Here is a 26075-nt window from a genome sequence, read left to right as displayed (position 1 = left end):
TCTTCTTAATAACCTCTTAAAGGGCCACATTATCTGATAAAATCACATTCAATTCATAAATTGAAGGAAGAGCTGTTGCCTTAAGTACGCGGAACCGTAATTTTGATGTGCGATAAGGATGGGGGAATTTTATAACCTTACAGTCGCCCATAGGTTCATCATTCATATAGATAGTTTTCCACCCTCTATTCAGCAAAATATCAATACAGTAGGACTGAATCCTGTTTGTTCTGTAATTAGAAAATCCATCACCTCCATCTTTACTGTCCTGATATTCAAATATTGCTATTTTATTAAACGATTTTTCCGGATTGAGCATTATTTCTAACATCGATAAAGTATCAGAGGCAGCCCAGCGTGTATGCATTCCCCCGTCAACAGCCAACTGACCACCAAACTTATCAATATCATTGCTTTTGGTGGATGACACATTGACTTTAGCTCCGAGAGAAATAAATTCACCATTACGTGGCAGAAGCTCTCCTCTTCTGAGATTCAGGCGCTTCCCCAAAGCAATGATCGTATTCGCTTCATGCTCTCTTATAAGGCCTGTATTATCAGGTGGTACATTCATCACAAGTGTATTATCATTGTCTGTACACCAGTAAAATAACTCTTCCAACTCATCCAATTCCCTAACAGGCCTGATATTATCTTTCTGAAACCAGTTCCACCTTTTGCTGATGCAAATGGTATTCTCAAATGGCAAATAATATGATTCTCCTTTATGGATGTATTGTTTTTTATCCAACTTGTGGGCTATTTTAGGATCCCACAAACGAAAATCGCCCGGAAAATACTGAAACCTGTATTTGTCATCAACAATCATTGAATCGGGCATTGCAAATTTCCGAGAACCTGGCGACAGTTCTATGGTATGATTAACTCCAACCGCACAGGTAGGTTGCATGCCCTTGACAAATTTGTAAACCCGATCCAGATCCCAGTCAGCAACTTCACGATCCCATCCCCCATCAAACCATAATTCGCAAATAGGCCCATAATCGCTTAATAACTCAGTCAATTGATTAATCATATAATCCACATATACTTTTTGATTTTCATCGGTATAAGAAGGATGATTTCTGTCCCAAAGTGAATAATAAATCCCCAGTTCAAGACCATACTTTTTACAGGCTTTGGCCACTTCTGCAACCACATCTGTTTTTACCGGGGATGTTGCCACATCATATTCAGTAAATTTACTATCCCACAAACAAAAGCCATCATGATGCTTTGTCACCAACAAAACATAACGAAACCCGGCATCGCGAGCAATTCGTACCCACTGATCACAATCCAGATTCATAGGATTATAAATGCTAGCAGGAATTGTTCCATCAGACCATTCTTTATTAGCAAACGTATTAACTCCGAAATGTATAAACATTCCATATCCTCTCTCGATTAGCAATTCCTGAGTTTTATTTGGCTTATTTGATGGCTCAATAATCTGGCTCTTGGCCGAAATGCTTATTAATAATAAGCCCACTAAAAGATAACTAAGTTGCTTCATGTGATTTTCAGTTTGACTGCTTTTTCCATTGCTGCACAAATTTCACCGCAGCTTTGTAGGCCATACTTTGTAAATAGTTTTTCTCCTCTTTTTCAAATACAACAGTGGCAGGGTTACCATCGGGGTCCAGTTTTGCTTCTGGATTCTGATCGTTTGTATGTGTTTTGGTTTCAGTTACTGTATTAAACCTGAATCTTTCTGTACATTCCTTAAAAAAAGCTGCGTAAAACATATTGGCAGTTAAAAATGCTGTCCGCTGATTGGGATGAAAGTCGTTTATATAACAAAAAGTCAAGTCTGTACCTCCCTGCTGAATCATGTTAATAGCCAATGGAACATGAACGACGGCATAAGGCTTTAATTCTTTAGCAAGGTCAATGACAAAGCTTATTTCCTGATCAACATTTTCTTGATTAATTGGGGAAGAAACCGACTCTTTATTCTGAATGTCAGGCGCAGTGATATACAAAATCACCTCAGCTCCCTCTTCTTTTGCAATCCTGGACATTTTTCTGGCATATTTGGCATAACCATCATTCAAATCCGGTATTTCATCCATCCAACTTTGCAACACCACATAATCCCATTTCCTTCGCACCTTTTTATTTAACAATGCATCATGGCGTTTAATGGCTATCTCAATAAGGTTCTTTGGAAAATCTCTCGCCTTCTTTTTTCTAATGTCCTGCCAAAAATCAACAAATTCATCTGGTAGCTCATTTAACTCTAATAAATTCTGCATTTCAGCTATTCGATTTTGAATAGTCTCATCTTGAATGGTATTCTGTTCAATAAAAGTTTGAGAGTAATAATATTCGTGGTGCTGAAACAGGCTCTGACCACCATAAATAACTTTTTCAACATTTACAGTTAAATTAGGCTTACCCTCTTCAAACACTTGTTTTACGAGCTCACTAAGGTCGTGTCTGGCAGTGAAACTATTGCCAATAAACAATATGTCGATCTCTTTTTTCTCTTGTGCTTTTAATGTAAAAATTGAAGCAACTAATACCAAAAACGTTAATATATAGGCCTTATGTATATATTTCATTTGTACGAATTTTATATTCAGAATGTCACAAGCTACGGTGAGCCTTTTGCTATGTCTGTGATCAATTCAGTTACTGGTTATTCTATTGGTTCTTTCTCACAATCTCCCGGGTTTACCCAGCCTGTATTTTCGATGGTGAACTCTCCCTCCATAAAACGCTCGTAGTAATTCCAGCCCTGATCGTTGGAGTATCCATAGGTGTTAAAGATATCTCCATTACCAAACATACGCGGATCTTCTTGTTCTCGCAGAATCTTTTCCATTCTGTTTTTTAAACTGTCCTTAAGAACGATAAAGGCTGAATCTGATGCCAGATTATTCATGCATTCCTTGTCTTTGCTAATCTGGTATAACTCTTCATGCGTTGTTCGCTTTCCCATTGACCACTCCCAGTATTTAGCGTCCTCACCTGAGCGAAACAACCTTAGTATTTCTGTTTTTGTGGGCGAACCATCAATATCGAGGTAACCAATTTCAGGATTTCCTGCAGGCCATAGCGAAATATCATAATTGTACAAGTACAAAAAATCATTGGATACGATGCCACGTATTGGATAGCCTTTATTTTCAGGGCGGCTGTAATCATGTCGTTCTTTGCCTATCACAACATTATCTCTTTTCGGATTAACTTGACCATCTTTATCTGAATAAAAAATATCAGTCAAACTGATACCTGGTGAACTATGCATGCCGGATGCTTCAAAGCTGATACTGGCTAATTCCAGAAAGGTAGGCGCAAAGTCAATAAAACTGACCATATCATTGACTGTGCGGCCGGGTTTTTTAATCCCTTGGGGCCACATAATGGCCAATGGAACATGGTTGGAATACTCATACTCCTGCGCTTTACAACGGGGGAATGGCATACCATGATCAGAAGTTACAACTATAATAGTATTATCCAACACGCCTCTTTTCTCAAGATTATTAATCATCCGTTCCAAATGCGAATCGACGTATTCAATCTCCAGGGCATAATCCAGCATATCATTTCTGACAACCTCATTATCGGGCCAAAATGCTGGCACCGAATCAATATCTGCAAGATTTTTACCTGCTACCCTCTGACCAGAACCATACTCATATTCACGATGAGGTTCCCTAGCTCCAAACCAGAAAAACCAAGGTTCCTCTTCCGAAACATCATCTAAAAACGCATCAAAATTAGACGCATAGTCTTCAGTGCTCATTTTGCTGGCCCATGGTTGGGTTTTATTACTGTTATAGGACTCTCCAATTAATAACCTTGGTTTACCATCCAGCTCACCCGGATTTCCAGGCCCCCAACCTTTACCTGTTTTACCGGTCGCATACCCATTCTCACGCAGAACTTCGGGAAAAGTCTTAAACTTGGCCGGAAAATTAATTACATGGTTTGCCGCCTCCTCCAGCTGCCATGAGTTACGTCCGGTAATAACATTGGCTCTGGAAGGTGCACATTTTGCATTGGGTGTATAAGCATTCTTAAACAATATACCCTGATCGGCCAGACGGTCGAAAGCTGGCGTATTCACCCATTCACAACCATAGGCACTCATATGTGGCGAAGCATCATCCATGATGCAGAATAGAATATTGGGCCTTCTATTTTGGGTATTCTCTCTGGAACTACATGCTGTTACAAACAACAAAACAATAAATGACAATAATAAATTCCTCATAAATATCAATTGACTTGAAGTATAGGGTAATAAATAGTTCAACTTAAAAATAAAGATTCTGAATAAAGCCTGTCAACTTAACTTGGTCACTTAGCATCATTTCTGAAATCATTGATTATAATTCTTAGGTCGGTATAGTTTCCTAATCAGGCAGCGGCAGTGCGGTCCACCTTTATTGTCTCCTGTTTCATCTCAGCCTGTATTAACTGTATCAACAAATCCAATTTTAACTGAAGATAATCCAGGTTATCCCATAGATTATTTAATTCACCAGGATCATTCTTCAAATCAAACAACTCACCATAACTATGATTCATATAAGTAGTTAGTTTATAACGCTCTGTAATCAATTGTTTTTGATACAACGAATAAGGTTGCTGATGATTTTCGACCAACACATTATTTCGCAAGGATTCCACATCCCCTTTCCAAACTGTTTTTTGGTCAACTCCGGTCATACAGCGTGGAGCATCTAATCCGGCAAGAGATAAAAACGTTGGAGCAATATCAATTAATGACTGTAATGACGGCGACCTTTCTCCTTGCGGTATAGTACCAGGACAGGCGACAATCATTGGTACTTTAACCAGATCCTCATACATAAATGGTCCTTTCTTGATAAGGCCATGTTGACCATAAACATGTCCGTGATCAGTTGTAAATAAGACGATTGTTTTTTCAGTTAACCCAAGCTCATCCAGTTTGTCAAGTATCTTTCCAATTTCTTGATCCATAAATGAAATCATTCCATAATAAAGAGCCATATCTTTGGCTTTCTCTTTATTTGTTCTCGTTATATGTGAACCTAAGCCCGCGCTCCAAAGTTTCGAATCCTTGAATTCAGAAAAATCAGGATGCTGTTCTTGAGTCTTTTTATACACAGGAGGCATATCGTCCATTTCCCCCTCTTTAATTTCCGGAACTTTCATTTGTATTGGATCATACATATCAGCCCATTTCCCGGAAACCAGGTAAGGTGGATGAGGATCAAAGAAACTTGCCCACATAAAAAAGGGCTTCTTTTTACGAGTACAGTCTTCAAGTAGCTGGTTGGTTCTTTCGGCAATCCAGGTATTCATATGATATTCTTCCGGCAGGTTCCATAACCCGTATTGTGCTTCAGAAGTACCTGTAGGTTTCCTAAACCAGTTCTTCCAACTGTTAGGAGCTTTTCCTTCAGATTTTAGTTTTTCTTCCATCCATATGACATAGTGCTGCCCAACATGAGGTTCATCCCCGTGATTTCTGGCCAATTCAATGTGGTTAAAGCCGTAGAATGGACCTGAAAAATTTCTCCAAAAATCAAGCTCCTGAAGAATTGGATAAGCTTCCAGAGAAGGAAATTCAGCCGTTCCTTCGAACGGCTGAAAATGTGCTTTCCCTATTAATGCTGTTTGATAACCAGCATTCGACAACTCGTCACCAATAGTAATGACTTCTTCTGGTAATTTTGTACCTAAAACATAAGCTCCATGTTGGCTTGGCATCATACCTGTAATAATTGATGCACGCGTTGGTGTACAGGTCGGATTAGGACAATAAGCCCTGTCGAAAACAACTCCTCTTTTAGCCAAACGTTCTAAATTAGGTGTTTGAACATCAGGATTGTTATATCCCATCGCCATCCAATGATGCTGATCACTTGTGATAAGCAAAAAATTTAACTCACTCGGATTAATGGAATCCTTCTCTGGTGTACCATAAACCTTCTGGTATTGCTTTTCTATTTTTGCATATACCTGTGCATTAGTATTTACTCCTATTTTGATAAGAGCCAGGATTAAAAGGATCTTTATTACAACTGTATTTATCATCTTATTTATGACATTTTGGAGTTGACCGACATAAACCACATGCATTTATCTAATTCACTCTTACCTCTGTTTCAAATAGTGCAGCACCTAAATCTTTAGATCTTTCACAGGGAGATGAATTACTTAAAACAAGCTTTGCTTTTCCTTTATGTTGAATTCTTTGTCCATAATCATTGAAGTAGACAAAAGCTTCGTAAGGGATAGAAAAATCAACTTTGCTTTTTCCATGACCCTCTATTGTAATTCTTTTAAAATCAATTAGAGTAGAATTTGGTAGTTGCTCCTTATTATTTTGAATACTTACATATAACTGAACAACCTCATCTGCTTTAAAACCTTTTTCGTTCTCAATTTCTATTGAAATTTCAACAGTTTCATTCTTTTTAACAGATTCATTAGAAACCCTAAGGTTTTTCCATGTCAAATCAGCATATCCAAGCCCAAATCCGAATGGATACAATGGACTAACTTTCATGTATTTGTATGTTCGCCCCACCATTGAATAATCATCATAGTCTGGTAATTGGTCTACAGATTTGGGAAACGTAATTGGTAATTTACCTGATGGTGATACATCCCCAAAAAGAATATCGGCAACGGCATCCCCTCCTCTTTCTCCGGGATACCAAGCATACAGCACCGCATCTGATAGCTCAGAAATCTCTCTCAAATCAAGTGGCATGCCAGCACAAATTACAGTTACCACCTTTTTATTGTTTGATTTAGCTCTGGCACTTATTTTTCTTAGCAGATTCAATTGACTTTCTGGAAGCGACATATCCAGAATATCGCCTTTAGCTGAAGATGCAATTGATTCGCCTTCTTCGCCTTCTAATAATAGTGTAAGACCCAAAACAACAATGGTGGCATCAGCATCCTTTGCCTGACCACTGTACCAATCCAGACTATTCTTATTTTCAGTAGTTAATAAGGCTCCTTGTCTGTATTGCAATCGTGTTGAAGGAGATACTTTTGCCGCAACCCCTTCTAAAATTGTACGCATATCAGAATTAATACCATTGTAGTTTCCTACCAATGATAAGGTATTTGAAGCCAGAGGCCCTGTCAGATAAATAAAATTGCTCTCTTTTTTCAGGGGCAATGTGTTGTTATTTTTTAATAAAACAATTGATTTATGAGCGGACTCCAAGGCTAATTGTTTATTTTCTTTGCTATTTATGGCATCTGTACCAATTGCACGATAAGGATTAACATCTGCTTCATCAAACATCCCCAATTTAAAGCGGGTTCCAAGCAGGCGTGCCAGACTTTTATCCAAATCCTGTTCAGTAATCAACCCCTGCTCAATCGCACTTTTAAGACCATGCTGATAAGTATCGCCACAATTTAAATTGACGCCGCTTCTCAATGCAAGCGCTGCTGATTCAGCTGAACTTGAAGTTAAACCATGCTTTTTATGAAAATTCTCAAGTGCCCCACAATCACTCACGATATGGCCTTCAAAATTCCATTCATCAATTAATATATCTTTCAACAGCACATTACTGCCACAACATCCTTCATCATTCGTTCTGTTATAGGCACACATAACAGCCTCAACGCCTGCATCAACACATTTTTTAAATGCAGGTAAATACGTTTCTCTTAAATCTTTATCATTAGCTATTGCATTGAATTCATGCCTTAAGGCTTCAGGACCACTGTGAACTGCAAAATGCTTGGCACAGGTAGCTACTTTAAGGTATTTTGGATGATCCCCTTGCATCCCTTTTATAAATGAAGCTCCCAAAGTTCCTGAAAGGTATGGATCTTCACCGTATGTTTCTTGTCCTCTTCCCCATCGTGGGTCACGAAAAATATTAACATTAGGCGACCAAAATGTAAGTCCCTGATATAAGGTTTGATTTTTACCGCTATTTAAAAGATGGTTATTGATAGCCCTGGCTTCATCGGAAATAGCACAGCCAATCGATTCAATTAAAACCGGATCAAAAGTGGCTCCTAAACCAATGGCCTGTGGAAAAACTGTAGCTCTTCCAGATCGGGCTACTCCATGCAAGGCTTCACTCCACCAATTGTATTCATCTATGCTTAATCGTTCAATTCCCGCACTTGCATTCACAGTTTGCGATATTTTTTCGTCAAGTGTCATTTCATCAATTAAGGATGAAATTCTGGTTTCCATATCCAAATTACTATCTAGCCATTTTAGTTCCTGAGAATATACTTGAGTGAATAACAAACTAAAAAAAAGCAACACTAATACCCTGTTCATAGAATTACATTTAAAGCATTTTAAAGATTTCCTTATGCTTCATTAATCTCAATTTTATGCAGAAAAAAGAAGCTTAAAACAGTATGTACGTATGTTAAAATGGCCATCTCAAATTAAAATACGCTTAAAAATAAAATGAATCTGCACACAATCTACATATAACCTATTGGCTATACGCAGATTGCGATACACAAATAAAATCATAAGGGTAATCAAAAACTACATTTTTATTTGGATAAGTATTTTATAAAGACTACTCCATTTGAATTAATTGCAAAATCATCAGGTAAATCTATTTTTGTTTTATCCCAAATATTGATTATGCTATAATCCGTAGTTGAATCAAGCCCTAATTCTTTATATGCAACATGTATAGACTTGATCTCTTTGGAGCGGTTAAATATTCCGATCCATCCTCCTTCGCCATCTTTCTTCGGTGTCTTCCAAATTTCGATACCTTCCTTATCATAAATCAGGCTGCCCATTATACCATTCTGATTACATTCTAAAACATCCTTGTTGGTAATGAGCTCCAAGGAAAAATTATCAAGCGTAGGCAGATCACCTCCCATCATTAAAGGTGATGCTGATAAAGCTCTTAAGGTAATAAAAGTATACATCTGATCTTTGGTAAAATTGCTCTGACGCGTCCACCCTTTACCTGACAAGAGTTCAATATTACTTAATTCTCCTGTTTCGATCTTTTTAAGTATTTCCTTTTTTGTCTCATTCCCAATAACCCCTTCGGGTTTAGGCGACATAAGCTGCAGTTGTCCAAAAGGGATCATATCCATGTCAATCCAAAAACCTGGCTTTTCATGGCCTTGCCATTTCCGCCATGCTGCAAAACATTGGTTTAAGCCTATTTGGTCGTCCCAAATATCATGTGTTACCCGTAACATATTGGCCCGCTTGAAGGACTTAATTGCATTTACATCTACATCTCCACCGGGACTAAGGCTGTAAACAATTGGTCTTCCACATTGCTCTATGGCATTTGCAATAGCCTCCACCTCCTCTGGGAAAGGCACCAGGTCATCATACTTCAAAAAGTCAACGCCCCAATCTGCCATTTGATTAATTAAGCTATTGTAGAATTCTTGTGCTCCAGGTTTTGACATATCAACGCCAAAATTTTGATGATTCCACTCGCAAATACTAGTTGTATCAGCAATATCCTGTGCAAAGTATTTTGTACCCTTTACTTTGGTATTAGCTTCAAAAGCTGCCCTAGGAATGCCCCTCATCAGGTGAATACCAAATTTAAGGCCTAACTCATGGCAGCGATCAATTATCGGTTGCAATCCGTTAGGGAAATACGTTTTTGAAGGTTGAAGTAGCCCATATTCATTAAAATTTAGTTTCACGGCATGTTTTTCTGCTGGGTACAATGTCCCTTCCTGTAGTTTAAATTCACCAAACCATCCGGCATCAATAACGAAATATTCATAGCCGTGAGGTTTCAGTTTCTCGGCAAAGGCCTCAAGATTAGCCATTGCAGCCTCTTCGTGCAGGTATACACCATAACTATCAAAACTATTCCACCCCATTGGTGGTGTTAAGGCTAACTGGGCAGGCGCACTGCTTACCTCCGTTGTATCCTTGCTTTTTGACAAACAACTAACAGCGAGTGTTCCAAAGAGCAAAGCTGATACTATAATCTTATTAATATTTTTTATCTTCATATTATTCAGGTATCCAGGATTAAGTCTATTTAAGCATTTTAAAATACGGCAGGCGCTCAAGTGGCACCGTTATTTCAATGGTTTTCCCACCTTTGTATTTTTTCCCATTTTCATCTATCCATCTACCCTTTGGAAGTACTACTTCTCTGGAACGTGCTCCTTTTTTTACTACAGGTGCCACAATCATATCGTTCCCCAAAACAAACTGGTCTTTAATGGTTTCGTATCCATTATCAGGGAATGCTAACTCCATGGGCTTAACAATTGGTTCACCTGCTGTAGATGCTTTTTTAGCCAATTGCAATATATGCTCCCCAAATTGCTGATGAAGTTTAGCCATCTCAAGGCATATCTCTTCATTTTCTTTAGATAACACACGCCATGGCGCCACAGAAAACTGCATCATAGGCATTAGAGCATGCACCTGAGCCGAACGAACTATTAATTCTTCATCTATCTCAGCTGTTTTCAAAAAGGACTGGTATTCACCACCACCAATCATATCGGGACAGGTATAGGCATAGCCCATCACACTCTGCGACATTTGATCGGGAATTAACTTTTCAAGATCTTCCCATTTGTGTCCTTTATCTCTTAAACGTTGTGCTAAAGGCAAACCTGCCATCTTCCACGAAGCTCTGTATTCATTCAATGGATAGTGTAACCCCATCTCAGCAAAATAGCGGGTATGGTCATTAGGCAATGATTCATTAAAAGACACCAATCCGTCTTTATAAAACTGAGCATCACCCGCATCAAACTTAAAACCGTCCACTCCATATTCACTAACCAGATTGTCCAACTCTCCTTTAAACCATTCTTGTGCTTTAGGATTGCTCAAATCTAAACAGGCACTGGCGCCATTCCACCAACGAACTACGGCTGCTTTGTTTCTGGTATTAGCCCATAGAATTTCCTGGGTCCTTTCAGCATCGAGCAACAAAAGCCCATCGGCAGCCAGCTTACGAAACACCTCCGAATCAGCACTCACAAAAGGACACACCCACATCATCACCTTAAAGCCCATGTTGTGAAGTTTTTCAATCATGCCTTTAGGATCTTTGAATCTGCGAGTTGAGAACTCCCAGGTTCCGTAATCTTCCTGCCAGTTATCATCAATCATTAAAACACCGGGAGGATAACCGTTATCGATGATGCTTTGCGCATATTTTAGAATATCCTCCTCGTTCTGATCATACATCAGCTCAATCCAGGTATTGTATTGCGGATTGGTAAACAATAATTCATCCGGAATTTTGCCATTAGATGGAAAATAATTTTCAACAACGTACTTGTATGCTGACTCTAAGTTGCTACCCGCTATACCAGAATGTATTTTGCCATTTTGTGATGTAACAGTTAGTTTTCCATTAGAAATACCATATTCAATAGGACTTTCACACCACACATATCGACCATTACTGGATAATAAAAGCGGCTGTGCCTGATTCCCTCTATTATTCCCCCAAAGATTAACCGAGAACTCAGAATGCTTATCATATGGTGTTTGGTGACCAATGGAGCTTAACCCTCCCCACCAATACTCGTCATTTTCAACGACTATTTCAATTGATTCTTTCTCTTGGGAGAAAGTCCCCACACTTAAAAAGAATAGTGATATACAAACAATTATATACTTCATAGTAAATGTAATAGATATACAACTCCCTGCCTGCTTGATGAAATACAAGCAGGGAGTTATAGTTCAATTAACTTCTTCTAAAATGCTGAATAGCTATTGAACAGTAATACTTAGTTCTTTAATGGTGCGGCTTAAATCATATTCATCTCCAGATGATGTTCTGTCATCACTATAGCCTGAGCCTGAATATTTCTTATCTCCAACATTGGTTGCAACAAGAGTAACGGTATAGGTGCCAGCCTCGTTGTAAGCATACTCAAACGTTTTATCATACCGGTTTATGGCAAACCCGGTTGAAAAGCCTTCTTCAGGAGCTAAAAGGACACTGTGATCTTCATAATACAAGTTTACCATTTCTCTTGCTGTATTCTGAGCCTTACCTTGCTCCGCGCTATTAAACTCTGTCATAAAGAGATAAGCTTCATAGATAGCCGTTTCTTTATTTGTGTAATTATTATCGACTAAAGTTTCTATATTACCCAATATGGCATTGGCGTCAACAGGCGTAGTTCCAGGTTGCAAACTTGCATTGTGAATATCTACAATATTAATAAACCAAGGAGTAAGACTAATTAAACTATCTGCTGTTAATACAACTTCTTCCTGATCTACATCAAAACCTTCCGTAATGGCCAGGTGACTTTTTGTATAGTCATGCATGTTATCGCCCGTAAATATCACATAGGTTTCCGCATCACCAGTCACTGTAAAGGTCACAGTTTCGCCAACTAATAAACTAACTTTATCCGCTGTAAAGCTGGTTTCCGGACTCTCAATATCTTTGCTACAACCCACCAAAGTCATTATAGCAAGGAGTATTGTCAAAGGCTTTATATTTTTTATCATTATTCTAGTCATTTCATTTAATATTACGATTAATATCCTGGATTCTGTTCCAATGCTGGGTTAGCATTCATTTCAGAAATTGGAATCGGTAAAAGCATATGATGATCGGATACATTATTTGCTGTGGTTGCCCACTGATCTTCAGGTCTGGTTCTTCCTGGAGGAGTATAAGTTGCAATAAATTTGATATTCTCAACCAACTTTCCCCAACGAACAAGATCAAACCATCGTTTACATTCTCCACCCAATTCACGGGCACGCTCTAACATGATATATTCCTTCATCGATTCATAATCGGGAAAATCTAAAGATGATATATCCGGCAGTATGTTTGCATCATAAGTTAAATCTCTTGGAAGATAATCTTCATGCAAGTATTCCCTGGTACCATCTCCATTCACGTTGCGTGCTCTTTTTCTTAGTTCATTCAACGCTGCAAACACTTCATCAGTAGGCCCATTATTGACTTCGTTAAGGGCTTCCGCATAAATCAAAAACACTTCTGAATACCTTAATACCGGCCAATGGATATCATGATCACTAAACACAAAATCAGGATTACGAACCGGATAACGTCTGAACTTTCCTATCTTCCATGATTCCCAGAACATTTCTGCATAATCAGTCCTTAAAGTGCCATTACCTTGTACACGTACGTGACACGAAGTCCACTCTTGCCTCACTAGATCTGTTGGTTCATAGATGGTATGAAAGTATTGCGTTGAGATGATATTACCCCAGCTACCGCCTAATGCAGGCGGCCCCTGAAGCCCCATATGCATTCCAATATAATTTCCTTCGTTTAAGCCACCACTTTTAAATTGTACATCAAAAATAATCTCATCGTTATTTTTATTCTCAACTATAAAAGCATCAGGAAAATACTCACACAATTGGTAACCACCATCTGTTATTACTTCTCCTGCTAAAGTGGCTGCGGCTTGAAAATCGGATAATCCATCCCCTTTGCCATCTCGCTTGGTCATACTTCCACGAGTTAAGTAAACCTTAGCTAATAGGGTTTTGGCCGAACCTACTGTCGCTCTTCCTGCCGCTGCTTCACCTTTTACATCCAGGTGTTCGATTCCAAATTCTAAGTCAGCAATTATTTTATTATATACCAATTCTGCCGGATCTCGCGGTACTTCAAGATTATCCAAAGAGTTTACTTCCGATTCCATATACGGCACATCACCATAATAGCGAACCAAATTAAAATACAGTAAGGCTCTTAAGAAACGAGCTTCAGCGACTAGTGTATTTCTTCTGTCCACATCCATATCAATGTTAGGAATGTGTGTAATAGCCGAATTAGCTTCATTAATCCCTTTAAAATGTTCTCGCCAGATTACGGCTACCACCTGAGTATTTTCAGATGTAAAAGAATAGGTTCCTATGCCGCCTTGCGTGTTCCAATTTGCACATCGAATAATATCGGTAGTTAAATACTGCTGATTCTGACCGTAAACTCCGTTTCGTTGCAAAGCATTGTATGCCCCCACAACCGCAGCTTCGGCGTGTTCAGCTGTTTTATAAAAGTTCTCAGGAGATGCTTCCGTTTTTGGTACTTCATCCAAAAAATCTTGACATGAACTAAGCATAGCTGTTAATGCCAGGAGTATGAAAAAGTATTTTATATTTTGCATTTTTTCTAAAATTTAAGATTAAAAACTAATAGACGCACCTAATGTGTATGTCACAGCACGTGGGTATGTTCCTACATCAACACCCGGTCCAACTTTGGCAACAGTGCCCCAGCCTGTGCTTACTTCGGGATCAAACCAGCTATATCGGGTAATCATAAAAGGGTTATCTACCCTGGCATAAACCCGCAGTTTGTTAACATTTACTTTTGTTAATAAATGCTTTGGCAGGGTATAGCCTAAGGTAATATAATCACACTTCAGGAAAGAACCATCCTCAACATAACTACTACGCATCAGGGTAGAATAAGTATCTGGTACAGAACCATGCACCGTTCCTTCTGGGTTTACAGGTGAAAATGCATGATCCGCATAACCCTGCAGTGTATTCCAATTACCTCTACCTACCCTGTCGAGAAAACTTACGTTACCATTAATCACATCATTACCATAGCTCCAACGCAGGAAGAAACTTAAATCAAAGTTTTTATAATTAAATTCATTATTCAAACCACCGACAAAATCTGGTGTCGTATTCGCAATCAATACTTTATCGTCAGTATTGACCACCCCATCACCATTCACATCACGCAGCTTAATCTGTCCTACTTCATTTTCCAGTGCAACCATACCCGGACTATTAGCAATTTCTGTCTCACTATTAAGCACCTCATCCTCAATGTATCCATAAAAACGTCCAATTGGCTCACCAACCCTAACAATCACTTCATCTGTCACCTTATGATAAAACTGACGCGTAAAAAACATTTCTTTATTTTCACCAAGATCCAATACCTCACTTCTGTTTAAAGAAAAGGTAAATGCACTGGTCCATTTGAATTGCTTATTATCAACATTTACAGTGTTAATGGCAAGCTCGAATCCTTTATTACTGATTGCACCAACGTTTTTTAATGCATTTTTAAAACCAGAGGTGGTTGGCAACTGTACCTCCAGCAATAAATCATTTGTTTCCTTGTAATAAGCTTCGGTTGTGATCAGTAAGCGATTCTTAAAAAAGCCTAAGTCCAATCCAATATTATATTGTTGTGTTGTTTCCCATTTAAGGTCTGGATTAGCAATTCCTCCTGGAACCATTCCGACAAACAAAGCATCGTCAAAAACATATTTCTCGGTCGATAATCTTGCCAATGACTGATAAGTTGGTATCTGATTATTACCGGTTACACCATAGGACAAACGCAATTTTAGTAAGTCGAAAGTGTTCAGATTTTTAACAAATTCCTCTTCAGATGCTAACCATCCTACAGCCGCAGATGGGAAATACCCCCATTTATTATTTTTACCGAATTTCGAGGAACCATCTGCTCTCATTGATGCTGTCAAAAGGTACCTTCCTTTGTAGTTATATCCCAAACGCCCTAGATATGACAACATATTATTATCAGTATATACATTTGAAGGAAAATATGCTGTGGTTGCCATCGATAAATCATATAAACCCCTGGACTCTTCTTCAAACCCCTCAGCTCCAAATCTTTTATCCGTCATTTCTGAGGTTTTCGCCTCAAATACAACCGTACCATTAAAGTTATGCTTATTGACGTTTTTATTGAAGTTCAAACGGGCCTGATAAGCGGTACTTAACATTTTTCTATTGCGGAAATTTGCAAATCCTCCAACATTGTTTCCTCTTCTTACAGAAGAAGGATAAAACTCTTCATAGTTTTCGTTGAAACTGTTAAGACCATAGCTGGTATAAAAGTTTAAACCTTCCATAATCTTATATTCAAAGAACATATTACCAATCATACGTTCTGAAGTAGAGGAAATATCTACTTCGTCCATATAAGTCAGCACATTCTCATTATTCCAGGTATAGGTTTCGTCTTCCTCATTAATATCTTCGATATCGTAATCTTCAGGCATAAATGGGTTAACCTGAAAAGCTGTTTTTACAACTGTGCTTTCATCCCAGCTGTTAACCATTCCTCCTTTTTCGGCCATTGAATACTTTAGAGCTGCACCAACTCTTATTCTTTTACCTACTTTCTGTTCTAAATTGGCATTCAAATTAAAACGATTAAAATCCGAATTTAATAACACCCCTTCTTGACCAAGGTAACTACCAGACAATCGATATTTCATTCCATCAGAACCACCACTAAAGCTAATGTCTGCTTTGTGGGTTTCTGCCTGTCGCGTAATTCTGTCGATCCACACATTACCTTTTTGCCCAGATTCCTTAATGTCTTCCCAAGCACCAGTATAGGCACCCGGATCGACGAATTGGGTCACCGGTCCTTTTTCGATCTGCCAATCCAGATATTCATCAGGCGTTAAGATATCCGGTACATTCGTCATCTCAGACAGACCATAACTGTAATTGACATCAATACTTGGACGACCTGCCTTCCCTAGTTTTGTGGTGATTATAATTACACCATTGGCACCTTCAGCACCATAAATGGCTGTTGATGACGCATCCTTTAATATCTCCATCGACTCAATGTCATTCGGATTTAAATCGGCCAAAGGATTCTGACTTGGATCATCATCATTCGGCAATATTGGAAACCCATCAATTACATATAAAGGTTGATTACCACCAGTTAGAGTAGAACCTCCTCGAATCAATACTTTTACACCTGCTCCAGGTCCATTATCTGCCTGCGTCACTTGTACACCAGCAACACGACCGGCTAAGGCACTTTGCATTGTTATTGGACTTCCTTTTTCCATACTGGTTCCTTTAACTGATGCAACTGCACCGGTCAGGTCACGTTTTTTCATTGTTCCATAACCAACAACAACTACTTCATCCAGGTCAGTTATCTCTGATTTTAACGAAACATTAATTTGACTCTGGTTACCTACTTCAATTGTCTGATCCTCAAATCCAATAAAACTGAAGGTTAGTTTAGCACTCGAATCACCCACCTTAATTGAGTAATCTCCATTAACATCGGTAATGGTTCCTGTAGTTGTACCCTGAATAATAATAGATACACCCGGAATAGGTTCTTGATTTTCCTTATCAATTACTTTACCATTTACCTGGCGTTGTTGCGCAAAGGCATTAACCGGGACAAAACACCATAATAATACAGCTGATAGCGATATTAACAGGTGAACTTGTCGTTTTAATCTTTTTTTCATAAACCTTAAAATTATAAGCTCCAAATTAGTTTTTTTTATACTTCCAATTTCTTTTTTAGCGCTGTTGAATTAGAAATAAGTTTACTTTCTCAAATACAAATTAACTTCTTTTAAGATTCATCAATAGCCCTACAAAATCCCAGACTTTGGAACTAATTCGTTCAATGATGGATAAAAATTGGCCAGTTAATGGACAATAATTGTTTTGTATTATAATTCACTAAGTACCCAAAGTCTTTAACAACTATATTTTTGTAATATTGCGTTTATGGGGACATATGAAAAAATAACCATTGTTGGTTTTCTACTATTAATAAGTATTAGCACCTACTCTCAAAACAGGCGTTTTCATCACATCACCTCTAAAGATGGGCTTTCTCAAAGTGAAGTTTATTGCTTTTTGAAAGATAGCAGGGGTTTTATGTGGTTTGGAACAGTTGATGGATTGAATTGCTATGATGGATATAGTATTAAAACATTTACCACGCAAAGAAATAACCCCCAATCGTTAAGTAATAATACAATTCGCAGTCTTGCTGAAGACCAATCAGGACGTGTATGGATTGGTACTGATGACGGACTAAATATGTATAATCCTCATACGGAATCAATATACCAAATCACATCTCATGCTGCATCAAGCCATAAATTTACGGTGAGCACTCTCCTTGTATATGAAGACTATTTATTTCTTGGCACAAGGCATGGTCTTTTTCGATTAGAACTTGATAATACTATTGATAATAATAGACCACAACGAATTGAATTTGATACCGGGAATACCAATCTAAATCGGAGCATTATCAACTTAAAAGAATGCAGCAAGGGCGGCATTTGGATGCAAACCAGCAGTTTTGTAAGTCGAATAATAGTGGAGTCGCATAGTAATGTGGCAATTACTATAGAAACGCCTATTATACACCCTTCATATAACTTTTTAGATTTAGTTGAAGATTATTCGAACAATTTATGGATTAGCTGCAACAGAAGCGGTCTTATTAGATACAATCTGACAAATAAGCAAATAACTAAGTTTAAGCCATCTGCCGGCGCAAACGGCCCTTCGTCTTTAAAGTGTTCGGGTATTTCAGTTGACCTGCAAGGTAACATATGGTTAGGCACACTTGATAATGGTCTTAACTTTATCAAGTCTGATCAGGTGAATAGTGATAAAATTCGATTTAAACATATCCAGTACAATTCTTTAAATCCTTCAAGTCTGACTTCCAATCTTATTCGTGCTTTATATGTATCAAATGATGATGTGTTATGGATTGGGACAATTGGGGCTGGTGTCAATTTTTTCGACAGTGATCAAAAGCAATTCGAACACCTGTCTATTAACACATCAACAAGTAACGGTTCAAACTTTATCAGATCAGTGTATTATAACACAGATAATAAAATATGGGCCGGAACACATAGCAACGGATTATACCAGATTAACAGAGCCACAAAAAAGGTAAAAAAACTTGGTCTAGAGAACATGACCGTATTTTACATTGCCCCATACAACGAGAATAAGAAACTTATATGCTGCGATGAAGGGTTGTTACTGATTGAAGAATCAAATGGAACTGTTAAGATATTAAGTCATTTAAAGACCTTTGCGACATTTTATATTACCAAAGGAGCCCAAGATTATTATTGGCTGGCATCATTTAATGGTATTTTTCGTTTAAAAATAACCGATGATAGCATGCGCATTGATCAAAGTTATCCGCTATCATCAACAGAATCAGCTTCTCCTCAAAACTGTAGAATGCTGTTCTATAATAAACTAAGGAATGAGTTACTAGTTGGCACTGAAGGAGGCGGACTTCATATACTTTCACTCAATGAAGCGCATGAAGTTGTGAACGATAAAATATACAAAAGCAGCAAACAGGAGGGCTCTATCAGTAACAACTATATCAGATCCATTATTCAAGATTCGAATAATAACTTCTGGATTGGAACCTATGAAGGACTGAATAAGGTTGTTAATGATTCCACCACAGGAAAGTTAACGTTTAAGTGCTACACGACCAATGATGGTTTACCTAACAATATGATCCACTCAATTATAGAAGATGATGCACAATGCCTGTGGATTGGAACCAATAATGGTTTATCTAAATTTTATATATCTCAAGAACAGTTCATTAATTACACCGAGAGTGACGGCATCCAGAGTAATGAGTTTTCAGAACATACTGCTTACAAGACAAAAAACGGTGAAATTATCATGGGCGGAATTAATGGTATTACGGCCTTCTATCCTAGCCAAATAACAAGCAGCTTAAGAAAACCACAAACAACCATTACCGACTTGTTTATAGATGGAGAGCGTGTTAATCCTAAGCAGCGGATTGGAAAGACTATTCCTTTGGAAAAAGGCATAAGTATATCAGACACATTAGTACTACTCCCACATCAGAACAATATCGGTTTTGATTTTTCTTCAATGCTTTACCCTAATGCGGAAAAAATAAAATACGCCTATAAGCTTGAGGGGTTTGACAAAAACTGGCAATATACCGACGTAACAAAAAGGCATGCTAATTACACTAATCTCAGACATGGCAAATATGCATTTAAAGTCAAATCGACTAATAGTGATGGTATCTGGGAAGATAATGGTACAGAACTATTTATTTATATAAAAACCCCATTTATATATACCTGGTATGCCTACGTTTTATACCTGCTAACGATTGTTCTAATTTTTATCTACTTCTCGTATTACTCAATTATTCGCTATACTACCAAAAACAAGCTTTTACTTGAACAGGAACACAACAATAAGGTTCAGGTTCTAAATAAGTTAAGAACAGAATTCTTTATTAACATATCTCACGATCTGCGAACGCCTTTGACTTTGATTAAAGGACCTCTTGAGAGCATCCTTCAAAAAAACAACCTCAGTGGAGAGGTAAAAGAACAGTTGCTATTAATTAAACGGAATGTTAAGCGACTTAATTATCTCATTGAGCAATTGCTGGATGTTAGAAAAGCAGAAAGTGGTAAACTTGTGGCAAAATTGCAGAACCAGGATATTATTGCTTTTACCAAAGAAGAAATTGCCCATTTCACTTATGCCATTCGAAATAAAGGTTTGAAATATCAGGTCAGCAGTTCTTCAAACAAGCTAATGCTCAGCTTTGATCCGGCTATGATAGCAAAGGTATACTTCAACCTCATCTCTAATGCTCTTAAATATACTGACATTGGAGAAATAAACATTTCTATAGCTAAAGTTCTTAAAAAAGAATATCAAATACTTAACCATTCAAAATATAATTCATTTGCTAAAATTGAAGTTCATGACACCGGTAAAGGCATCTCCACGAGCAAATTGCAGAAAGTTTTTGAACGCTTCTATCAAGATGATACCTCCAACGGGAAAGGCTATGGTATTGGCCTGTCGCACACACGCGAACTTATTGAAGCCCATAGTGGCTATATAGAAGCGGAAAGTCAAACAAATAAAGGCACAACCATCCGTTTCTTTATTCCTGATACCAACCTTTCGTCCACCGAGGAAACGAAATCATTGTCTAACGAAGATGATATGTTCAGAGGTAAAACCAATGAACTTTTAACGGAAGAGGCTAAACCAATCAATAATACAGCCAAAACAGTGTTGGTAGTTGAAGATAATGCTGATATGCGCAGCTATATTAAATCGGAGCTCATAACTGAATTTAATGTACTTGAGGCAGAAGATGGACTTATTGGTATTGAAATGGTTGACAAACATGATGTGGATCTGATAATAAGCGATATCATGATGCCTAATTTGGATGGAATGGCGTTTTGTCAACATATTAAAACCAATATTAAAACCAGCCATATCCCCATTATCCTTCTGACGGCCAAAACGGATAATAAATCCAAATACGAGGGGATTGAAACAGGTGCTGATGATTATATATCTAAACCTTTTGAAATGGAATATTTAATTCTGAGGATTAAGAATTTACTTCAATCCCGCGAACAGTTAAGAAAAATATTTCAGAGTAAAGGCTTTTCGCTTGAACCTTCAGCTGTTACCGTAAACACGCTTGATGAAAAGTTTCTAAAAGACCTGATGGACGCTTTAGAGAAAGGCATACCAGACTCAGAATTTAATGTAAGTACTCTTGAAGAGGAATTAGGTATGAGTCACTCTAATTTTTACAGAAAAGTAAAAAGTTTGACCGGGCAATCAGGAAAAGAACTCTTAAATGAGATGAGGATGAATAGAGCTAAGCAGGTTCTTATGGATAATAACAGTATACGAATTGACGAAGTGGCCTATATGGTTGGCTTTACAAGTCCTAAGTACTTTGGAAAAAGTTTCAAAGAAGCTTTTGGCATGTCTCCTTCGGAAATGAAAAGAATGAACCATTAAAACATCACTGACTATTGACCTTGAATAGTGATGCATAAAATAAAACCGGAATCAAGTCCCATACCTGATTCCGGCTTCACAGTTAATGTACTACTTTATTGATGATTTCCCTTTCTAAATCCTGATTATTACCGACATAACACTTTATAGGTAGACACAGACTGGTCGGATTGTACCTGAACCAAAAGTGGACCGCCAATATTTAGAGCTTGTATATCAATCTGTATTTTATCTTCCAGTGTCTGCTTATTATATACCATCTGACCTGCCAGCGTGTATAAGTAGATATTTCTTAGAGCCTGCTGATTAAAGTCAATATAAAGCATGTTTTGAGCTGGATTAGGATACAAAGAAAGTACATCTATGTTTGTCTTTAAGTCTCCATTATCCGGATTGGCGGAAATACCAGTTTCTATTGTACCAACAGTAACATAATTGCTATAGGTAATTGAAGATGAACCATATTGATTAGTTGTCGTCAGGCTAACATCGTATGTTCCTTCATGCAGGTAGGAGGTTGTAGGATTTTGCTGGTTACTGGTAGCGGGTGTACCTCCCTCAAAGGTCCAATTCCACGTTGTTGGAAAGTTGCCCGATAAGTCCATAAAACTGATTGATGCTCCTTCTGTAATAGATGTAAGGGTCGATGTAAAATCGGTTACAGGCATAACAGGCGTCAATTCAAATCTGATGGTGTATTCATCAATATTGGCCGTTTTAAAGTTACCGTCCGAAAGACTACCTAACCATTTACCATTAAAATAGCAGTTCCTAAACGTAATATTCTCCCATTGCCTGCTATTATCCAAACCCAACAAGGTGTTTTGAGGTTTTCCTCTGGTTTCATCTTTGGTTGAACTAACTCCATCATGTTCCTGGTGAACATTATCGAATATTACATTATCGAGAACAATAGCTTCATTGCTGCCAGCTACCATAGTCGCATAAAAGGGCGGAAAGGCCGGATATGGATCCTCTACCACAACATTCTGAATATGCACATTTCTAATCGTTCTTCCAGGAGGAGTTTCCCGCATCGAAATAATCCTTCCGCCATCCCAATAATGCCATTGAGATCGATGGTATATGGAAGTGATGTTTTTAAAGTAACTGTCTTCCATCACAGAGCTTCCTTTGGTAAGGTACAACACTGCCCCGTTAGCATCGTTCCATGTAACTATATTGTTGATTTTTACATTTTCACCATAGTAGAAAACATCGTCCTGCACCCTAAAAAAACAATCTGATATAACCGAATGCCTGAAAGCATTAATGGCATCACTATTTTGTCTCCATGCCAGTATTTTTAAGTTTTTGTAAGTATTAAAGTACTGAGGGTCTCCAAATGAGCAATTCATGTTGAATGTATGATTTGCCGGATCGACAACCACAAATCCTTCTAGGTGTGCCTTTGCCGCCTGATAAGTGAACGTTTTATTTTCTTTTGCTCCATCCCCGGTCCAGGCGTAGTTTTCGCCGCTAATGGCACCCGAACCATAAACTTTAATATTTTGCGCCGAAGCATTTCCCCACGCATTAGGAGGGTGAATGGTACCATGAACAACTGCATTGCCGGGAATAAAAAGCGTTTCATCAGACAGGATTTCAAAAGCCATGCCTATGTCATGCACTCCCGGTTTAAAGTAGACGGTATGCCACAAACTTCTATCGGAAGGAATTGCATCGCCTGGATTTAATTCAATGACTCCGGGATCGGATGTATTTGGTATCTGGTAGACTGGATTAGCAAATACTGATATTGTATGTACAGGATTACCGGCATATTCCATGCCCGTGTATTGGTCTTCCATTTGACCGTTAATGTCAACATTAATGTTGGTAGGTTCAGTAAAAGTTACATAAGCCTTTCCGTCTGATATTACAGCTGGTGAGGCTTCGGCCATTGGCCTTACCATTGCTTTGGTAATTGGGGTTCCATCTTTTTTTGAAATTTCAACAACAACCTTGTCTCCGTTGAAATCTGATTCAAAGGCAATCCAAGATGCCGACCAATCATGAAGAATACTATAATATCCATCATCCGTTTTACAGGTTGTTTGTAATACAAATGCATCCCGCCACGCATTATCATCTTCGGTTTCAAGCTTCACCCTGCACTGGTAATGTTCGGAAGGCGAACGTCCTGGAATAGTGTTGTAAACAAGTAACTCCTGGCAATGTAAACTATATAAAGGCAATAGCAGACAAAGAACTGCAATAATGTGGTATATCTTTTTCATAATAAGACATTTCATATTTATGTTTGGCATTTGTATAGCCTCATTATCAATTGGTTTTCGATTGTTCGCTTAGCCTTTTAGTTGGCTAATGATAAGTTCTAAAGGCATTGGGCTGATAAACTTTTTTTATCAGCCCCAATGCTTTACTTACAAACTATGAATTTGTGCAAAAATGCTATCTCAATCATCAAAAGACTTACTATCCGTCACCCCTTTCCAGTCGTCGGTTCTGAAAGGAGAAGCCGGCAGGCCTTCTTTATTATACAGGTTTAACTCTGCAGGATTATTTGACCATCCAAAACGAACAGCAATAGGGTCTTCTACCCTATCTGACCATACAACAACCTTATCACCATCTATCTCTGCTTTTGCCCAATGGAATGTTCCATCTTTACCAGCAACTTCAAACTCATTGACATAGCCATGCTTACTCTTAACCATGAGCCCTGAACCAATGTGGTCAAAGCTAACTAAAGCTTTCCCTTCTTTAACCACCATGGATTTATATATGGGACCAGAATAAACAATATCTTTCCCATAAGCCACATTAAGGGCAGATAACATCAGTCTCTTACCAACCTCTTGCTTATTTGTGGGATGAATATCATCTGCTTCACCAATATCAATAGTCACAGCCATTCCTGTATTTTTTACACTTAATGTTTTTAATTGTGATTCTCTTAGTTCGGCCCAATTAGAATTACCGGGTGTTGCTTGTGGTTTTGTAAAATTAGCCAACTGAACAAACAAAAACGGAAAATCACCTTGTTGCCAGTTTTCTCGCCAATTTCTAATCATGTTTGGGAATGTTACGGCATATTCTTTAGCACGCGGTGTGTTATTTTCTCCCTGATACCATATCACCCCTTTAATACCAAAAGGAATCAGTGGGTTTATCATGGCATTGTAAAGCAAACTTGGAACTTCATTGGGTGAGGCTTTAAATTTGTCATATACCTTGTCAACTTTAAAATTCCATTCACCACTTAGTTGAATAATATTTTTTCCCAGCTTTAGAAAGAAGTTTTCAGACCCACTGGCAAAACCGCCCTTGCCCCATCTGTTATCCACTCTTATGGTAATATTGTTCTGACCAACTTCAAGCAGCTGTTCTGGTATTGTATAAAATCGTTCGGTATCGCTTCCCCATTCAATTCCACCGACTTTTTGTCCATTTACCCAGGTGATGTCGGAATTACTGATTCGACCCAGATTCAGAAAGACTTTTGGATGAATGTCATCATTTTCTAACCTAAAATCGTAGCTAAACCAAACAATCCCATCTAATTGCTTATATCCGGCATCTTCCCAATAGGTTGGCAGATTAATTGTACCCCAACTGGCTCGATCGGATTCCGGTTTCATCCATTGTTTCTCAAGGCCTTTTTCTTCTTCCGGCAATTCACCAATGATACCACGTAAAGTATTCCTATTCCTTTCTTCAATTTCCTCTGCATTGAAATTGTCAATTCTTTCAGCAAAACCTTCATATTTTGGCAATTTTACGATAGATTCTTTTGACGTCCAGGTTTCAACACAAGTACCACCCCAATTTGAACTGATTAGTCCAATAGGCACATCTATTTCTGACTGTAAATCCCTACCAAAGAAATACCCGACAGCAGAAAAATCCGTTACAGACTCAGGGGTACAAACCTGCCATGAAGCACTGCCTAATTTTTCCTCGGGTACATTGTTGAGTTGTTTAGGAACGGTATACAGCCTAATTTCCGGGTAGTCGGCATTCAGAATTTCTTTTTCTGCATTGTTTGATTTTGAAACCGGCCATTGCATGTTTGACTGACCAGAACATACCCAAACATCACCAATCAGGATATTTTGAAGAAGCACTTCATTTTTTCCATTGATTGACATATTAAAAGGTCCGCCAGCTGTCATTGGTGCAAGTGTCACAGACCATTCCCCTGTTCTATCTGCCTTAGCTTTATGCCTTTGTCCATTAAAGCTTAGCGTCAGTTTTTCACCCGGTTCTGCACTTCCCCAAACCTTCACTTTCTGATTGCGTTGCAATACCATGTTGTCAGAAAATATATCTGCAACATTTACATTAGCTATACTTTGCTGATTACAATAAACTAATGCAGTTATTAAGATTAATATCTTTAACAGTCTCATGTGTTATTTTTAATTACCAAATGAAAATTAAGATAGCAACAAGGATTTACTTGACTATCAAAAGGTATAGTTGCAAAATCCGGCATATTATTAATTGCAAAACCTTGTGC

The 26075-nt window shown here is 38.1% G+C and carries 13 protein-coding genes; 1 reads left to right on the top strand and 12 read right to left on the bottom strand.

The window, feature by feature from the left end:
- Positions 1–16: 16 nt before the first annotated feature.
- The 10 genes from J1N10_RS18015 to J1N10_RS17970 form a co-directional block, all read right to left on the bottom strand.
- A complete protein-coding gene (locus J1N10_RS18015; protein WP_262328129.1) occupies positions 17–1516 on the bottom strand; it encodes an alpha-L-fucosidase in 1500 nt (499 codons plus the stop codon).
- Between the two features lie 7 nt (positions 1517–1523).
- Positions 1524–2567: a hypothetical protein gene (locus J1N10_RS18010; RefSeq protein ID WP_262328128.1), complete on the bottom strand. Its 1044-nt coding sequence runs from the start codon at positions 2565–2567 to the stop codon at positions 1524–1526.
- Between the two features lie 77 nt (positions 2568–2644).
- On the bottom strand, positions 2645–4228 hold the full coding sequence (locus J1N10_RS18005) for a sulfatase family protein (protein ID WP_262328127.1): 1584 nt from the start codon (positions 4226–4228) through the stop codon (positions 2645–2647).
- A gap of 146 nt (positions 4229–4374) precedes the next feature.
- The gene (locus J1N10_RS18000) at positions 4375–6042 is read right to left on the bottom strand and encodes a sulfatase family protein (protein ID WP_262328126.1); all 1668 of its coding nucleotides are present in this window, start codon (positions 6040–6042) and stop codon (positions 4375–4377) included.
- Positions 6043–6091: 49 nt separating this feature from the next.
- Positions 6092–8278 (bottom strand): glycoside hydrolase family 3 N-terminal domain-containing protein, encoded by a 2187-nt coding sequence (locus J1N10_RS17995; protein WP_262328125.1) that lies wholly within the window; start codon positions 8276–8278, stop codon positions 6092–6094.
- 227 nt (positions 8279–8505) lie between these two features.
- Positions 8506–9963, bottom strand: coding sequence for a glycoside hydrolase family 27 protein (locus tag J1N10_RS17990; RefSeq protein WP_262328124.1), 1458 nt, complete (start codon positions 9961–9963; stop codon positions 8506–8508).
- Between the two features lie 25 nt (positions 9964–9988).
- Entirely contained in the window at positions 9989–11605 is a 1617-nt protein-coding gene (locus tag J1N10_RS17985) for a glycoside hydrolase family 31 protein (RefSeq protein ID WP_262328123.1), read from the bottom strand.
- Positions 11606–11698: 93 nt separating this feature from the next.
- Positions 11699–12451, bottom strand: a complete 753-nt coding sequence (locus J1N10_RS17980; RefSeq protein ID WP_262328122.1) for a DUF5017 domain-containing protein — start codon at positions 12449–12451, stop codon at positions 11699–11701.
- 29 nt (positions 12452–12480) lie between these two features.
- Positions 12481–14097, bottom strand: a complete 1617-nt coding sequence (locus tag J1N10_RS17975; protein WP_262328121.1) for a RagB/SusD family nutrient uptake outer membrane protein — start codon at positions 14095–14097, stop codon at positions 12481–12483.
- A gap of 18 nt (positions 14098–14115) precedes the next feature.
- Positions 14116–17214 carry a SusC/RagA family TonB-linked outer membrane protein gene (locus J1N10_RS17970; RefSeq protein ID WP_262328120.1) on the bottom strand — a complete coding sequence of 1033 codons (3099 nt, stop codon included), beginning with the start codon at positions 17212–17214 and terminating at the stop codon, positions 14116–14118.
- A 268-nt stretch (positions 17215–17482) separates the two neighbouring features.
- Here J1N10_RS17970 and J1N10_RS17965 point away from each other — a divergent pair, with 268 nt between their 5' ends.
- Positions 17483–21589, top strand: a complete 4107-nt coding sequence (locus J1N10_RS17965) for a hybrid sensor histidine kinase/response regulator transcription factor (RefSeq protein ID WP_262328119.1) — start codon at positions 17483–17485, stop codon at positions 21587–21589.
- A gap of 128 nt (positions 21590–21717) precedes the next feature.
- Here the strand turns inward: J1N10_RS17965 and J1N10_RS17960 are convergent, their stop codons facing one another.
- On the bottom strand, positions 21718–23829 hold the full coding sequence (locus J1N10_RS17960; protein ID WP_262328118.1) for a PKD domain-containing protein: 2112 nt from the start codon (positions 23827–23829) through the stop codon (positions 21718–21720).
- Between the two features lie 180 nt (positions 23830–24009).
- A complete protein-coding gene (locus J1N10_RS17955; protein ID WP_262328117.1) occupies positions 24010–25965 on the bottom strand; it encodes a sialate O-acetylesterase in 1956 nt (651 codons plus the stop codon).
- Positions 25966–26075: the final 110 nt, after the last annotated feature.

This window comes from Carboxylicivirga litoralis (assembly GCF_025499605.1).
In the GTDB taxonomy this organism is placed as follows: domain Bacteria; phylum Bacteroidota; class Bacteroidia; order Bacteroidales; family Marinilabiliaceae; genus Carboxylicivirga; species Carboxylicivirga litoralis.
Note: the sequence above shows the minus strand (reverse complement) of the source record. Positions and strands in the feature narration are given on the sequence as shown.